The sequence below is a fragment of the Hoeflea sp. genome, assembly GCF_039975035.1.
Lineage (GTDB): Bacteria > Pseudomonadota > Alphaproteobacteria > Rhizobiales > Rhizobiaceae > Hoeflea.
Genome location: NZ_JBDWHW010000247.1, coordinates 1 through 15,201 on the forward strand (window position 1 = coordinate 1; position 15,201 = coordinate 15,201).

The 15,201-nt window shown below is 60.8% G+C and carries 12 protein-coding genes and 1 pseudogene; 6 read left to right on the top strand and 7 right to left on the bottom strand.

The annotated features are described in order from the left end of the window. Nucleotides 1-118 (top strand): annotated as a pseudogene (locus ABJN75_RS21985) (IS5/IS1182 family transposase); the annotation flags it as partial. A 93-nt stretch (nucleotides 119-211) separates the two neighbouring features. Here the strand turns inward: ABJN75_RS21985 and ABJN75_RS21990 are convergent. The 6 genes from ABJN75_RS21990 to ABJN75_RS22015 all read right to left on the bottom strand — a co-directional run bounded on the left by ABJN75_RS21990 (nucleotide 212) and on the right by ABJN75_RS22015 (nucleotide 7,282). After that, the gene (locus ABJN75_RS21990) at nucleotides 212-598 is read right to left on the bottom strand and encodes an IS6 family transposase (protein WP_348441762.1); all 387 of its coding nucleotides are present in this window, start codon (nucleotides 596-598) and stop codon (nucleotides 212-214) included. 116 nt (nucleotides 599-714) lie between these two features. Beyond that, nucleotides 715-1,917 (bottom strand): patatin-like phospholipase family protein, encoded by a 1,203-nt coding sequence (locus tag ABJN75_RS21995; protein WP_348441763.1) that lies wholly within the window; start codon nucleotides 1,915-1,917, stop codon nucleotides 715-717. Nucleotides 1,918-1,981: 64 nt separating this feature from the next. After that, complete coding sequence (locus tag ABJN75_RS22000; RefSeq protein WP_348441764.1) at nucleotides 1,982-5,086, bottom strand: efflux RND transporter permease subunit; 3,105 nt, start codon at nucleotides 5,084-5,086, stop codon at nucleotides 1,982-1,984. Next, on the bottom strand, nucleotides 5,083-6,384 hold the full coding sequence (locus ABJN75_RS22005) for an HlyD family efflux transporter periplasmic adaptor subunit (protein ID WP_348441765.1): 1,302 nt from the start codon (nucleotides 6,382-6,384) through the stop codon (nucleotides 5,083-5,085). The genes ABJN75_RS22000 and ABJN75_RS22005 overlap by 4 nt, the downstream gene beginning before the upstream one ends. 80 nt (nucleotides 6,385-6,464) lie before the next feature. Then, nucleotides 6,465-6,857: a hypothetical protein gene (locus ABJN75_RS22010; RefSeq protein WP_348441766.1), complete on the bottom strand. Its 393-nt coding sequence runs from the start codon at nucleotides 6,855-6,857 to the stop codon at nucleotides 6,465-6,467. A 65-nt stretch (nucleotides 6,858-6,922) separates the two neighbouring features. Further along, complete coding sequence (locus ABJN75_RS22015) at nucleotides 6,923-7,282, bottom strand: hypothetical protein (RefSeq protein ID WP_348441768.1); 360 nt, start codon at nucleotides 7,280-7,282, stop codon at nucleotides 6,923-6,925. 181 nt (nucleotides 7,283-7,463) lie between these two features. Here ABJN75_RS22015 and ABJN75_RS22020 point away from each other — a divergent pair, with 181 nt between their 5' ends. From ABJN75_RS22020 to ABJN75_RS22040, 5 genes are all read left to right on the top strand, one after another. Beyond that, a complete protein-coding gene (locus ABJN75_RS22020; protein ID WP_348441769.1) occupies nucleotides 7,464-8,090 on the top strand; it encodes a TetR family transcriptional regulator in 627 nt (208 codons plus the stop codon). 130 nt (nucleotides 8,091-8,220) lie between these two features. After that, a complete protein-coding gene (locus tag ABJN75_RS22025; protein WP_348441770.1) occupies nucleotides 8,221-9,000 on the top strand; it encodes a TIGR00730 family Rossman fold protein in 780 nt (259 codons plus the stop codon). 59 nt (nucleotides 9,001-9,059) lie between these two features. Further along, nucleotides 9,060-10,094 (top strand): HlyD family efflux transporter periplasmic adaptor subunit, encoded by a 1,035-nt coding sequence (locus ABJN75_RS22030; RefSeq protein ID WP_348441771.1) that lies wholly within the window; start codon nucleotides 9,060-9,062, stop codon nucleotides 10,092-10,094. An 11-nt stretch (nucleotides 10,095-10,105) separates the two neighbouring features. Then, entirely contained in the window at nucleotides 10,106-12,901 is a 2,796-nt protein-coding gene (rbbA, locus tag ABJN75_RS22035; protein WP_348441772.1) for a ribosome-associated ATPase/putative transporter RbbA, read from the top strand. A 1-nt stretch (nucleotide 12,902) separates the two neighbouring features. Then, nucleotides 12,903-14,021 carry an ABC transporter permease gene (locus ABJN75_RS22040; protein WP_348441773.1) on the top strand — a complete coding sequence of 373 codons (1,119 nt, stop codon included), beginning with the start codon at nucleotides 12,903-12,905 and terminating at the stop codon, nucleotides 14,019-14,021. A 30-nt stretch (nucleotides 14,022-14,051) separates the two neighbouring features. On the opposite strand, the gene ABJN75_RS22045 is transcribed toward ABJN75_RS22040, so the two are convergent. Next, a partial coding sequence (locus ABJN75_RS22045) for an ATP-binding protein (protein WP_348441774.1) occupies nucleotides 14,052-15,201 on the bottom strand: 1,150 nt, incomplete at its 5' end.

The window sequence follows — 15,201 nt, forward strand, 5'->3', positions numbered from 1 at the left end:
GAGGTCCCGCAGGCTGGCCAAGGACTGGGAGAAATCCATCCAGAGTTCAACAGCATGGACCCTCATCGCCCATATCCGCATTCTCATGCGGCGGTTGGCAAGGCTTTGCGATCAATGACGAACTTTTGAATCGGGCTCTTATGCCTGCGGTGGGTGATGCCGGGCGCGAGGCTTTTCAAAGCCGCACTATGGCTGCCAAGCCTGCCCGCGATCACACCGCGCGGCCGCCGAAAGAGCGTTTCGCTGCGCGCGTGTTGCGCCGAGATTGAACCAGAATTTCAAAAACGTCACCATTGCTGTCGATCGCCCGCCATAGCCAGAATTTGCACCCGCGGATAGGAATGACCGCTTCATCAAGGTGCCATTTATCAAACGGCGCAGACTGATCCCGACGGATGGAAGCGGCATATTTTGTAGCAAATTTGCCAACCCACTTCCGGATCGTCTCATGGCTCACGACGATGCCGCGCGTCGCAAGTAGATCCTCGACATCGCGCAGGCTCAAGGGAAACCGAGAATGGGACCAGACCGCATAGGCAATGATCTCAGGTGGGAAACGGTGGTCTTTGAAGGCGCCGGAATGTTTGGCTTTCGTCATGTCGGTCGGTACGATTTCAGATCAGGCCCCGCAGGTTGACGATGCCTGCACAACTCCTTGATGGCACCCAGGGGCAATATACGAACAATCAACACCGGTCGCTCGGGTCGGGCTGATCAGTCGCTGCTCGCGGCCGGCGGTCTTTTCCTCCATCCGTTTGCTGACAACGCCTCTTCACGGCCGATCTTGAACAGGCGACGCATATATTCGGTGTTGAAGGGATCACGAATGTCATAGGGAACAACCTGGTCGAGATAGGCGAGATTGAAGCTGATCCCGGCCCGCCGTGTGAGCGTGTATGTGGCGTTGACGGTGGCGCGGGCATGGGTTTTGACGAGGGTGGAATAAGCTCTGCCGGCAATCGCCAATGTCGCCGGTTTCACGGCCTCGAACTCTGGATCCAGCATGTTGTTGAGAAGAATATAGAGATCGACTCTACCGGGCCGGATCGGCGGCGCAAGATCGGTCGAGGCCAGAAGTGATTCTGGCGCGGTGAACAATTGGGTGGTGGCCCCGCCATCGGAATGCATCTCCTGATAACGTCTGCCATTCACGGTCACATCGATCATCACCGGCGGAAACACCGCCGGAATGCTCGCGGAGGCGATCAGCACATCGCGAAACAGCGTCAATGCCCTTGTGTCGCCGCTTGCAGCAATTGCGCCCATATCCCATATCACCGTTCGCTGGGCATCCAGATTTGTAGTCGCCACGAAAAGCCGGCGTCCCTTGAGATGCTCTGATGCGATTTTACGAAGCATGTCTTCGTCCGCATAGTGGGCCACCAGACGCTGCAGGGCTTCGGGGTCCGACAGACCAGCCCCCAGCAAAGCTGAAATCGGCCGAGGCCGGACCAGTGTCTCGGCGATGCCGCTTGTGTACAATTCGGCAAGAACGGAATCCTGGGAGGGGCCGAGAAACGCAAATGGTGCAATCAGCGCGCCGGTACTGACGCCGCTGACAACGTCGAATTCCGGTCGTGTTCCCGATTGCGACCAACCGGTGAGAAACCCGGCACCGAAAGCACCGCCAGACCCGCCGCCGGAGATCGCCAGGTAGCTAATGCGGCCAGCGCCAGCCCGCGGCTGGAATATGGGTCCGGAGGATGCCGTTTCATCTGCCGAGCCATCGCCCCAAAACCGGATATCAGAGAAACCCTCAACCTGGGCCGCGTCCTGATCCGGCTCCGACAGCGCGGTCCGCGTCACGCTGGCGCAGCCGTTCAGCGCCAACAAGAGCATCGCCACCACAGCAACGCCCAATGAGAAGCGGCGTAACCCGACGTTTCTTGCCGGGGGCTCTATAAACTGCTCAACCATTAGCAAAACTTCCGATTGGTTGGGGAATCTGTAACTCCCGACTTCGCACCGCGCCCGCGCCACCTCATGCATCTCCAGGTTTCCCGCCGGCTCGGGCCAAGCCGAGTTCGGCCAGAATGGCGTAGAGCGCCGGCAGTACCAGCAACACCAGGGTCGTGGATGTGAGAAGCCCGAACACCACCGAGATCACCAGCGGCTTGAGTGTTTGTGCCTGGGTCGAAGTTTCCGCGAGCAATGGCGCCATTCCCAGGATCGTCGTCGTCACCGACACGAAAATCGGCCGGAACCGCGCGCGCACAGCCAGCCCTGCCGCCTCGGCTACAGTTACCTCGGGACCGGCCTTTTCCTTGATCACCTCGATCAACAGAATGGCATTGTTGACCACGATTCCGGCAAGCGAAGCGGCCCCCACCAAGGAAGGCATCGAGATGTTGTAGCCCATTGCCGCGTGACCCCAGATCACGCCGAGGAACGCCAGCGGGATGGTCAGCATCACGATCACCGGTTCGACATAACTGCGGAACTGAAATGACAAGATCAGATAGATGCCAACCAGGCCGATGAGAAACCCGATCATGATCGAGCCAACGGTTTCTGCCGAATTGGCGGCCTGACCGAGGATCTCGAAACGCAGATCCGGCGTTGCCGCGACCAGGTCCGGTAAAAACCCCTGGGCCAGGCGTGATGTGATCGCATCGGCATTGCCGTAGCGGCCATCGACATCAGCCTGCACGGTGACCGTGCGCATGCCATCCACCTGGGTGATGCTGCCCCAGCCGCGGGCTTCCTGCCAGTCGGCAACGGTGGCCAGCGGAATTTCACCGCCGTCGGGCAAAGTCAGGGTGAAGTTCTCCAGATCCGACCGGCTGTCGCGGTCATCGTCTGCCAAAAGCAACTCGATCTCATGGGTGATCTGGCCCTGTCGCACCTCGACAAGCTGAGTGCCCAGATAGGCCGAGCTGATCTGGGCCGCGACGTCAGCCGACGTCAATCCCAGGACATGGGCACCCGGCGCCAGCCGGAACCGCAGTTCGGGTTTGCCGGGGCGCAGGTCGACCATCGCGTTGAGAACGCCCTCGTAACTTTCCATTTCCCGTCTGGTTGCTTCTGCGACCTTTAGCAGAACATCCAGATCTGGATGTGACAGGCGCAACTCCACTGCGATCCCCTGCGGACCAATTCCCGGTTCCGCCAGGATCAACGACGTCACGCCGGGCAACGGTCCGGCCTCTTCCCGCCATGCGGATATAATTTCATCCAGTGTCGTGTTTCGTATTTCCGCGTTCAACAAATCTGCGGAAACCGTGGCCAGATGCGCGCCGCTTTGCGACGCCGAGATATTGTAGTTGAAGCGGGAGATCGTGCGCTGGACCAGGGCCTGGCCTTCAGGTTGCACCGGTGCGAACCGGTCATTGACCCGGCTCAGGGCGGATTCCACCTGCGCCACCACGGCTTCGGTGCGGTGCAATGGCGTGCCCTGCGCCAGCATGATCCGCGCTTCCAGCACATCGCCATCAATTTCCGGCATCGCCTCGCGTTTGACCAGACCGCCGGCCATGGCGCCGACCGTGACGATCAGCGCGGCAATCGCAACTCCAACCACCAGATAGCGCCGGTCGATGGCGCGGTCTGCTGCCCGCCCAACCCAGCGCTCGCGAAGCACGTCGAAGCCTGCATCAAATTTCTGGCGGAATTTCGAGGGCGCCTTCGGGATGCCCGCCAGCGCGTGCTTGAGATGGTGCGGCAATATCACGAAGGCTTCGATCAGGCTGGCGGCCAGCGCGGCCAGCAGCACCACCGGCATCACTTCAAGCACCTTGCCCAAATCACCGGCAAGAAACGACAGTGGTGCAAACACTGCCAGAGTGGTCAGAAAGGACGACAATACACCGGGCGTAACCGCCAACACACCGCGGGTCACGGAATCCAGATTGTTACCCGTTTCGGCGGAGGCAGTGGCGATCGAATCGGAAATCACGATGGAATCGTCCATAACGATGCCAATGGCCATCAGCAGCGCCACCAGGGTGATCATGTTCAGCGATTGACCCGTCAGCGCCATCCAGACAAAAGCGCCGAGGAAGGCCACCGGAAGCCCCATAGACACCCAGATCGCGTATCCAGGCCGGAAGAACAGGCTCATCACCAGGATCACCAGCACCAGTCCGACGACGCCGTTGCTGACCAGCATCGCCAACCTGTCGCGGATGATCGAGGTCACATCCTGTACCACCTCAACGTGGATTGTCGGCGGCAGACCGGCGTTCTCCTCCGCCACCAGTTCCTTGACCCTGTCGAGCGCACGCAGTGCATCCGCACCGAGCGATTTGTGCACAGCCAGCAGCGCCGCTCGGGTGCCGTTGAGCTGCGCCCGTTCTTCATTGGGGCTGTAATGCTCGCTGATCCGGGCGATTTCGCCCAATGTCAGACTGGCGCCATTGGCCAGTGTCAACACAGGAATTGCAGCAAGTTCCAAGGCGCTGCGCCGCTCTTCGGTAAAGCGCAGGCTCAAATCGCCACCTGGTGTCTCCAGCGTGCCCAGCGGGCGGTCAAGACTCTGGGTGCCGAGAATGGCTGCCAGACTCTGCGCGGTTAGCCCGTGCTGAGACAACACCGCATGCGGAATCTCGATGCGAAACTGCCGGTCTCCGAAACCCGACGTGATAACCTTGGCCACTTCCGGCAGCGCTGCGATCCGGTCCGACAGTCCATCGGCAAACAACTCCAGCTCCCGCGCTGGCAGATCGCCCGATACCGCGACCGACGTCACCAGATCAGTACGATGCAACTCGCGGACCACTGCCGGATCGGCCCGGTCTGGAAAACTGTCGATGGCGCCGACCTCGGTTCGCACCTCATTGACGAAGCGGAGCGCGTCACCGCCCGCGACCAGCGTGGCGACAGCACGGGCGTTGTTATCCTGGGCGACACAGACAAGTTCACTGAGACCTTCAACTGATTGCAGCGCATCCCAGAGGGGACGGCAAATCGAGGTTTCCACATCTTCTGCCGTGGCCCCTCGATAGACGATGCTGATTTCCGCTTCGACGGCGCGAAAATCAGGAAAGGTTTCGCGCTTCAGGGTCGGGAACGCAAACAATCCGGCAGCGATGAAGAACAACAGCAGCAGGTTGGAAGCTGTGGGGTGTCCGGCAAACCAGCGGATCATGGCTGCTCCTCGATCGGCAGCAGCTCGGTGCCGGGAATGGCCGGGGTAATGTCATCGAGAACCAGGCGGTCACCCACCGACAGACCCTCGGCGATCACAGCAATCCCGTCCTGCCTGAAGGCCACGGTTACCGGACGCAGTTCGAGTTGGTCCTGATCATCGGCAAGATAAACCAGGTCGTCATGCAGCGCGGTTTCGGGAATGACAAGCGAATCGGGGATCGTCTGGCCGGTCAGCGTAAGCTCGACCTGCATGTTGGGCAGCAATGGTGGCCGCAGCGGCGGATTGGAATTGCCGTAGGGGTCTTCGACCGTGACGACCACCGGGACCGTTCGGGCCCGGGCATCAAGAGCGCCTTCGACACGGGTCACGATTGCTGGCCAAGTCTGGGTGGGATCGGACACCAGTCGCACCGTAGCCGTCATTCGGCTGGCCGGCCCCGTGCGGATCGCGGCAAGCGTATCCTCGATCGGGTTTGTGCCATAAAGCAGGCGCCGAAACGCCGCAAACGGCAATTGCGCCACCACTTCAACCCGCGCCACGCTGTCCGTCGCCACCAGCGTCTGGCCGATGTTGACATATTCGAAGCGGTCGACGGTCACCTTGGTGACCCTCACGTCATACGGCGTGGTGATGGTCGTGTGGTCGAGGTCGCGCTGATTGCGGGCCAGGGCGGCTTTGGTGCGGGCACTCTGAGCGGCCAGAGCATCGCGTCGCGGCCCGATCAGTGCGAGCGTGTTTTTCAACTCGACGACGCTGCGCCGGGCCAGAAGCGTTGCACGTTCGGCCTCGTCGACACGGGTCTGCGCCGCCACGCCCTTTTTCAGCAGATCGCGGTTACGCACAAGTTCGGCCTCGGACAGCGCCAGTCGCGCTTCTTCAAGTTCCAGGATGCGGCCTGTATTCTCCGCTTCGGCGTCGATTTGTGCCGCTTCGGCGGCATAAGCAGCCAGGTCGGCTTCTGCCTGGACAATGGCCAGCCGATAGTCGGTCGGGTCGATTTCAAGCACCTTGGTGCCGCCGGCGATCAGCTTGCCGCTGTCAAGATCGGCATGACGCCAGATCACCTGTCCCTTGACCTCCGACACGGCCGTCCAGGTTTCCGCCGCCTGAACATTGCCCCACCCCATCGCTACCGGGGCGATTCTGGTCGGCTGAAGCGATACCGTGCGCACGGCACGGCCGATAACTTCATCGTCCACGCGTGCAGGTCCCTCGGCCTGGATGACAAAGATGGCGGCGATGGCGATTCCCAACGCGACCGGCGGGAGAAACCAGAAAGCGGAACTGCGGCGCAAGAGCGGTATCCTTTTCAATCGTGGGATGCGCACGCCGGGGCGCGCCTAACCATCGGGTGGGCAGTAGAAGCGGCGGAGATTCAACTATTGAGAGCCGGGCGCGCGCGTATCGTGGTCACACTCGTCCAGGCCACCAGGCACCAGAAACCCAGGCGCAGCATCAGCGCTCCCAGGGTTCGCGTTTCCCATTCCTGTCCCCCGGCGATGATAGCCAGAAAGGCTGCGAAAAGCACGGCAAGAGCCATGGCCAAGGCTCTGGCCAGCACTTTACCGTAACGCTGCCCTAGAAAGATGCCAAACCCGGCGACGATGTAGATCGCGCCTGACAGAAAATTGAACCAAAGCACAAAGGGTATGATCTTTCCGACCGCGACACGTGCCGAGTCGGGCCCAAAAAGCACAAATCCGCCTGACCAGAGTGTCAGGACGCCGAAAGCAATCGCCACTGCGCCAATCAACCTGTTTCTCAGCATTCGTGTTGTCTCCTGCATTCCTTGTTCGGTATTGCAGCTGCCGCTCGGCTGGCTGCTGCCGTGACTTATTTGCCGACCCGCAGGGTCATCCCTTCTGAATTGCGGAACGACCCGTCGCCAAGCTTTTCGAAGGTAAGGCAGGTCTTGCCGCGTTTGGGACCTTTCGTCATCGTCATGCAGAGGCTGTCGCCGGCAAATCTCCAGGTGCCGGCGCCGGTTACAAACGCCGCTTTCATCGTGACGTTGCCGCCGGGATCGTAACGCAACCGCACTGTCATTCCTGTGCGCTGCCCAACCAGATCCTTTCCAATTATCTCAGTGGCGATCTGCGCCTGTGTCATCGTGTCTGCAAGCGCCGGAGCAGCGGCAAGCGTACCTGCGGCCATCAGCAGGACTCGAAGGAGGGGGGCGGTGTGGCTCATCATGGGCAGCATTCCAATTGTGTTTCAGGTTCGTCACATATGTAATAGCTCACTCACTTTGTAAAGTGCCAAAAAGGATGGATATTTACGATCAACATGACGATTTGCGGCAGATCTATGGTTTCCTTCGTCGACCGGATAGGCTAAGAAGTGAGTTATCACTTTCTTTTAAGGTTGCCCCCCGATGCGTCCCGCAAAGTACATGCCAACCGAAGACCGGCGTAACGAGGCTGTCGAGGCCGTCATTGATCTCGCCTCGGCCAGGAGCCCTGAGGACATTACCACCACAGCAATAGCCGGGCGGATGAAGCTCAGTCAGGGCGCGCTGTTCCGGCATTTTCCGACCAAGGACGCGATCTGGCGTGACGTGATGAAATGGGTTTCCGATCGCCTGTTTGAACGCATCGACAAGGTTGCCGGCGCCGAGGACGATCCGGTTGCAGCGCTGGAAGCGATGTTCATGGCGCATGTCGCCTTTGTGGCTGAGCACCCAGGTGTGCCGCGGATCCTGATGGGACAGCTTCAGCGCGCCGGGGCAACCCCGGCAAAACAGGCTGCGCAGGCGCTGACCTCGAACTATGCCACCCGGCTTCGTCGCATACTGGCGGCTGGAAAGGGGGTTGGCGCCTTGCCCGCCGGTCTCGACGAGGCTGCCGCGGCAACGCTGTTTCTCGGCATGGTTCAGGGTCTGGTTGTGCAGGCGCTGATCAGTGGCGACCAGGCGCAGATGCTGGACAATGCACCACGGGTGTTCGCGATCTATCGTGCCGGTTTGTTGCAGGATGTGAACTTGACGGAGGACCGCGGATGAGACCGGGGTTTCCCGCTCTGGCGCCGGATGCCGCGCAAAGCCCGCACCGGATCGTCGGGCCGCAAACGGCACGACGGGTTTGGCCCGCGAGGCGTGATTGGCCCCTGGATGGGTGCAGGAAGGCTGGGCAATGACGACCCGGATCGACCGCGCCGCCCTTCAGCGGGAAATAGTCAGCAACCCGTCCTACCGGCTGGCCGAGGAAGATATGGCGCTGCTGGGCGAAAACGACCTGCGCCCGCTGCGGCTGCATCTCGAACTGGTCAAGGCCGAGCGCGTCATGCGGGAGCACCGGATTGGTTCATCGGTCGTAGTGTTCGGCAGTGCGCGGCTTTCACCGCTTGCCCATTGCGGAAATGAGCGCAGTATTCGTCAGGACGGTTATCTCAAGGAAGCGCAACGCTTTGCGGCGCTGGTTTCGCGACGTTTTCAGAAGGAGCGCCGGCGGGATTTTGTTGTCGTTACCGGTGGCGGTCCGGGCATCATGGAGGCCGCCAATCGCGGCGCCTGGGAGGTCGGCGCCCGCTCGATCGGGCTCAATATAACCCTGCCCCGCGAACAGGAGCCCAACCCGTTCATCACGCCAGATCTGGCCTTCCGGTTTCACTATTTTGCGATCCGCAAGCTTCATTTCGCCCTGCGCGCCAAGGCCATGGTGGCGTTTCCCGGTGGTTTTGGCACCCTGGATGAACTTTTCGAATTCCTGACCCTGGTTCAGACCGGCAAGATGCCGGCCATTCCGATTGTCCTGCTTGGCGCGAGTTTCTGGCGCGTGGCGATCAATTTCGACTTCCTGCTCGAGGAAGGAATGATCTCTGCGTCCGACATGCAGCTGTTCAGGCTGGTGGACACAGCCGAAGAAGCGCTCGCCGTGCTTCTGGAATTTTACGGCGGACGTCCGACGGAATAACGCAACCGGCTAAGGCGCGCCCGGCGCGGAGAGAGCCAAACCGGAAGGAGAACCAATTTATGTCACGCAAGATTTCCATCGCGATCGTATTGATTGCGCTTGCCGGACTACTCGGCTTTGGAGCCTGGACCGTGTTGTTCAAGCCTTCTGATCAGCCACCCGAAGGTTTTGCCCGGGGCAACGGCCGGATCGAGGCTGATCTGATCGACATATCGCCGCGCTTGGCCGGGCGGGTCGCTGATATCAGTGTGAATGAGGGAGATCTGGTAAAGCCGGGTGACGTTTTGGCGGTGATGGACACTGCTGAACTGAGGGCGCAATTGACCCGCTCCGATGCAGCAGTGGCCAGCGCCGAAGCGATGGTGGGTGTGGCGGAAGCCCGGGTTGCTGAAGCCCGGGCACGGCTGGCGCAGGCTCAAAGCGAGCAGGCACGAGCCGAGACCTTGAGCGAACGCGATGTGCTCTCCCGTCAAAATCTCGATGTAAAGCGCACCGAAACCCAGCTCGCCGAGGCCGGATTGGCAGCCGCTGCGGCCAGCAAGGTCGCGCAGGAACGCGCGGTCGAAGCAGAAATTGCGGTTCGCACTGAGATTGCGGCGCGGATCGAGGATGCGACGCTTTATGCCAGCAGTTCCGCACGCGTGCTCTACCGTCTGGCCCAACCCGGAGAAATTATCGGCAGTGGCGGCAAGATCCTGACACTGATCAACCTTGAAGATGTGTATATGGAGTTTTTCCTGCCCGCGACCGAGGCGCCGTTTCTGCGCATCGGGGATGAAGCCCGCATCGTGGCGGACATTATGCCCGACCGGGCAATCCCCGCAGTTGTCACATTTGTCTCGCCCCAGGCGCAGTTTACACCCAAGCAGGTCGAAACCCTGACCGAGCGGGAAAGCCTGATGTTTCGCATTCGCGTGCGGATCCCGCCGGAACTGGTTGCAGCGCGGCAGGATCAGGTCAAGACCGGCGTGCGCGGCGTTGCCTGGGTCCGGCTCGCGCGTGCCGATGGCAGTCTGCCTGACTGGCCTGAAGGGCTGACCCCGCCGCTAACAACTCTGCCGCCGGCAGAACCTGCTCCGCCGGCCGGGTCATGACAGGACAGCCCGTGAGCGCACCTGGCCGTACAGGTCAGCCGGCCCCCGCCGCCCGTCTCGATCGTGTAAGCCACCGGTTCGGAGACGTCACCGCACTTGATGATGTGACGCTGGATTTGCCTGCCGGGCAGATGATTGGCCTGATCGGACCTGACGGGGTCGGCAAATCGACCCTGATGGGGCTGGTGGCTGGCGCAAAACGTCTGCAGGCCGGATCGGTCCAAACGCTGGGCGGCGACATGACCGATCCGGGCTACCGGGCGCGGGTCGGCGGGCGGATCGCCTTCATGCCGCAAGGACTCGGGCGCAATCTCTATCATGACCTCTCTTTGCAGGAAAATCTGGATTTCTTCGGCAAGCTTTTCGGGCTGGGGCGCGGCGAGCGGAATGCCCGTATCGACCGGTTGACCCGGGCCACCGGCTTGCAGCCCTTTCTCGATCGCCCGGCAGGCAAATTATCGGGCGGCATGAAGCAGAAACTGGGATTGTGTTCGGCACTGATCCACGATCCTGATTTCTTGCTGCTCGATGAGCCGACCACTGGGGTTGACCCGCTGTCGCGACGCCAGTTCTGGGATCTGATTGACGCCATCCGCACCGATCGTCCGCTGATGAGCGTGCTGGTCTCGACGGCCTATATGGAGGAAGCCGCTCGGTTTGATCATCTGGTTGCAATGGATAAGGGCCGGGTTCTGTCCGAGGCGAGCCCTGTCGAGCTTATGGCGCAGACAGCAACCAGCAGTGTCGGCGCGGCCTATGTCGCTCTTCTCCAGGCCGAGGCTGCCGCGAGCCAAGGGCCGGTCCCTGGTGCGACCTCCGCTGCGGCCAATGACGCCGCCTCACAGACGCCATCCGCCGAACCGCCTGCCACCGAAGAGCCGGCCATTCGTGCCCGCGGCCTGACCAAGCGCTTTGGTGATTTCACTGCCGTTCATGCGGTCAGCTTCGACATCGCTCGTGGTGAGATCTTCGGTTTCCTCGGCTCCAATGGCTGCGGCAAGACCACGACCATGAAAATGCTGACCGGGCTCTTGCCAGCCACTGAGGGCGAGGCCTCGATCTTTGGCCAGCCTGTCGATGCGCAGGATCCCAAGGCCCGCCGCCGTGTCGGATTCATGTCGCAGGCTTTCTCGCTCTATGGCGAATTGAGCGTCCGCGAAAATCTGCTGCTGCATGCGCGGTTGTTCCACCTCGGTCAACGCTTGACCGATGAGCGGATGGCTGACCTTGTGCCGCGATTCGAACTCGACCAATATCTCGATCAGCGTGCCGATTCACTTCCGCTTGGCTTGAAACAACGGCTTTCGCTGGCCGTGGCGGTGATTCATGCGCCGGAAATCCTGATCCTCGACGAGCCCACCTCGGGTGTCGATCCCCAGGCGCGCGATGATTTCTGGCGCCTGTTGCTGGATTTGTCGCGCAAGGACCGGGTGACGATTTTCATCTCCACCCATTTCATGGACGAAGCGATGCGCTGCGATCGCATTTCGCTGATGCATGCGGGCAAGGTGCTGGTCACCGACAGCCCCGATGCGATTATCGCGTCTCGCGATGCAAAAGACCTCGAAGAGGCCTTTATCGCCTATATTTCCGCGGAAATTCCACCGGAGCCGACCAGTGCCGCCGTTCTGACCGGCACTGACGATGAAAAAATCGCAGATGCCTCCGGCTTCTCGATCCGGCGACTGCTGGCCTATACCACACGCGAAGCGATGCAGGTCAGGCGTGACCCGGTGCGGCTGGCATTTGCCTTTCTCGGCAGCGCCCTGCTGCTGCTGGTGATGTCGTTCGGCATCTCCCAGGAGGTGCGCAACATTCCCTTTGCCGCCCTTGATCAGGACAAAAGCCCGGAAAGCCGGGCCTATCTGTCAACCTTCGAGGATACGCTGTGGTTTGAACCGCATCCGCCGATTCTTGATTCCGAGGAAATGGATCAGCGGATGGCAAATGGCGAACTGACGCTGGCATTGCAGATTCCGCCCGGTTTTGGTGCGGAACTGCGGCGCGGCGCCGACGTGGACGTTGCGGCGATGATTGATGGCGCCGATACCACGCGTGCCGGTACGGTGGAAAGCTATGTTTCGGGGGCTCACGCATCCATTTTGGCAGATGCCGGAGCGGCGGCAACCGCACTCGATATGCTGACCCCGTCGAGCGCCGGGCCGGCCACGCTTCTTCCACGGTTTCGCTACAACCCGGCCATGGAAAGCCTGCCTTCCATCGGCCCGTCGATCCCGCCATTGCTGCTGTTGCTGTTCCCCGCCATTCTGATGGCGGTCAGCGTGGCGCGTGAAAAGGAGATCGGCACCATCACCAATTTCTATGTCACGCCGACGGGGCGGGCGGAATTCCTGATCGGCAAGCAGATCGTCTATGTCGCCATCACGATGCTGAATTTCGCCATTCTCACGGCGCTGGTGGTGCTGGTTCTCGGGGTGCCGTTGCGCGGTGATCCACTGGTGCTTGTGCTCGCCGCACTGGTCTATGCCATCGCCGCCACGGGGTTCGGGCTGCTGGTGTCTATGATATCCGCCACCCAGGTTACTGCGGTGTTTGCCAGCACCATCCTCTCGGTGATGCCGACCTTGCAGTTTTCCGGAATGATGACGCCGGTATCATCGCTGGAAGGGCCGGCCCGGTTGCTCGGCAGTTTCTGGCCGACGACCTGGTATATGGCAGTCAGTGTCGGAACTTTTACCAAGGGACTTGGACTAGCAGAGATGAGCGGGGCGCTGATGCGCCTGGCGGCTTTCGGTCCAGTATTTACCGTGCTGGCAATCCTCGCCCTGCGCCGTCAGGAGCGATGACATGCGGTGGCTCGAAAATATCTTCTGGCTGGTTGGCAAGGAACTCAAGAGCACGGTTGGTGACCCGGTGATGGTCATTCTGATCCTCTGGTCGTTTGTCGCCGCGGTCATGCTCGAGGCCAGCGGTGCCGGCGACACTGTTCGCAACGCCGCCATTGCGATTACCGATGAGGACCGCTCGCCGTTAACACGGCAGATAGCCGGATCGCTTATGCCACCATGGTTTCAGGAGCCGGTGGAGATGACGCCGGCTGAGGCAAGTTCGGCCATGGATCGCGGCGATATCATGTTTGTGCTTGCCTTCCCGCCAAACTTTACCGCCGATGCGATTGCAGGCAAGCAGCCGGTTGCCCAGCTCCTGGCTGACGCCACCGCAGTGTCGCAGGCGCAACTGGGCGCCGATTACATCCGTAGCATCCTTCAATCCGAGTCTGAATTTTTTCTCTCCCGTAATTCAGGCGGGCCCCAGCTTCAACTGGCACTGCGCCGGGCCTTCAATCCCAATGGCAATCCGGTCTGGTTCAAGGCCATGTCCTCGCTGCTCAATCAATTGTCGCTGCTGACGATTGCCCTTACCGGAGCGGCGATGCTGCGAGAACGCGAGCACGGCACCATAGAACATCTCATGGTGATGCCGCTGACACCGGTCGAAATCGGATTGTCGAAGGTTCTGGCGACCATTCTTGTGGTGCTGGTGGCATTCATCGGCTCGCTGTTGTTTGTGGTTCAGGGCGTGTTGAATGTTCCTGTCGCGGGCTCGGTGCCGCTGCTGGTGGGCGGTGCCGCGGTGTATCTGTGGGCTGCCGCCGCAATCGGCATGCTGTTGGGCACGCTGGCGCGCAGCATGGCGCAATTCGCGCTCTTGGTGATCATGGTGATCATTCCGGTGATCATGCTGTCGGGTGGGATGGGGGCCGTCGAAAGCCAGCCTGACATCGTCCAGAAATTGACGCTGGCGTTGCCTTCACGGCATTTTCTGGCATTTGCCAAGGCCGTGGCATTCCGCGGCGCAGATCTGGGCGCGGTCTGGCCGCAACTGGCCTTGATGGCAGGGCTCGGCGCGGCCTTCTTTGCCGCAAGTCTGGCACTGTTCCGGCGATCGATGGCTTTGACCGGCTAACAAGGTCACAGCCAAAAATAGCACCACGGTTTAAGGTTTTGCATTATCGCTCGGCAGGTGAAAAACTGCTTCGAATCCAGCCACGCGACCCTGTGCGGGCGAGTGCAATTCCAGTGTCGCCTGCGCACCTTCGGCTATGGCCTGCACGATGGACAGGCCCAATCCGTTACCTTTGGCCGTTGCGTTTCCACGCTCGAACCGCGCCGTTAGCCTGGCTAGAGTTTCGGGCAGAAGCGCCGCGCCATCATTGACCACTCGCAGTGTCCCGTTGCCCGTCAGTTGTACCTCTATCGGAGCACTACCCCTGCCGTGACGCAACGCGTTTTCAAGCAGGTTCCGCGCGACAATTGCAAAAGCATCCGGATCAAGGTCGGACAATACCGGTTGCTCCGAAACCCTTGTCTGGATATTTTCCGCGCCTGCGGCATGGTTGAATTCAGACAGGACCATGTTCAGGACCGGGCGCAAGTCCGACGGGGCTTCACGTCGCAAACGCCCGCCCTCGGCGCGCGCCAGTTGCATGAGTTTCTCCGACAATCGGTTCAACCGCTTCAATGCACTTTCGATATCGGAAGCTCTTCGGCCTGTTTTGGCATCGGTCGTCTCTGCCATCAATCTTTGGGTTTGGGCCAATGCTGCAGCCACCGGAGTGCGCAGCTCATGAGCGGCATTTGCAGTAAAACTGCGCTCAGCCTCAAGCGTGCGCCGCAATTGATCCAGCAACTGGTTGACAGCCTTTGCCACCGGCGAGATTTCGTCTGGAAGCCGGCCTGTTTTCACTGCCGACAGATCGCGTGGTCCGCGACTGGACAAGGCTTCGCTGAACCGCCGAACCGGCCGCAGACTGCGGCCGACGATTAGTGCCGTGCCGATCAAACTGAGTGGAATGACCACAATCAGCGGCAATGCCAGGCCCGCCAAGGTCTCGCGCGCCATCTCTGCTCTGTGGCTCAGCGGCTCTGCAACGGCAATTGTGATGGTCCCTTGCAGCGCCGCGTCGTAGTATAGCCGGTGGGTCGCCGTTTGCTGAAACCCCAAGCCGGCAAATGGCGGAAAATCCGCATCATCGGCGGAATGCGAACGCAGCAAGACACGTCCCAGATCATCGCGCACAAGATAGGTGAAAAATTCCTCATGCGGACGCAGGGTTGCAATGCGCTGGCTCAGGCCGGCTTCATCG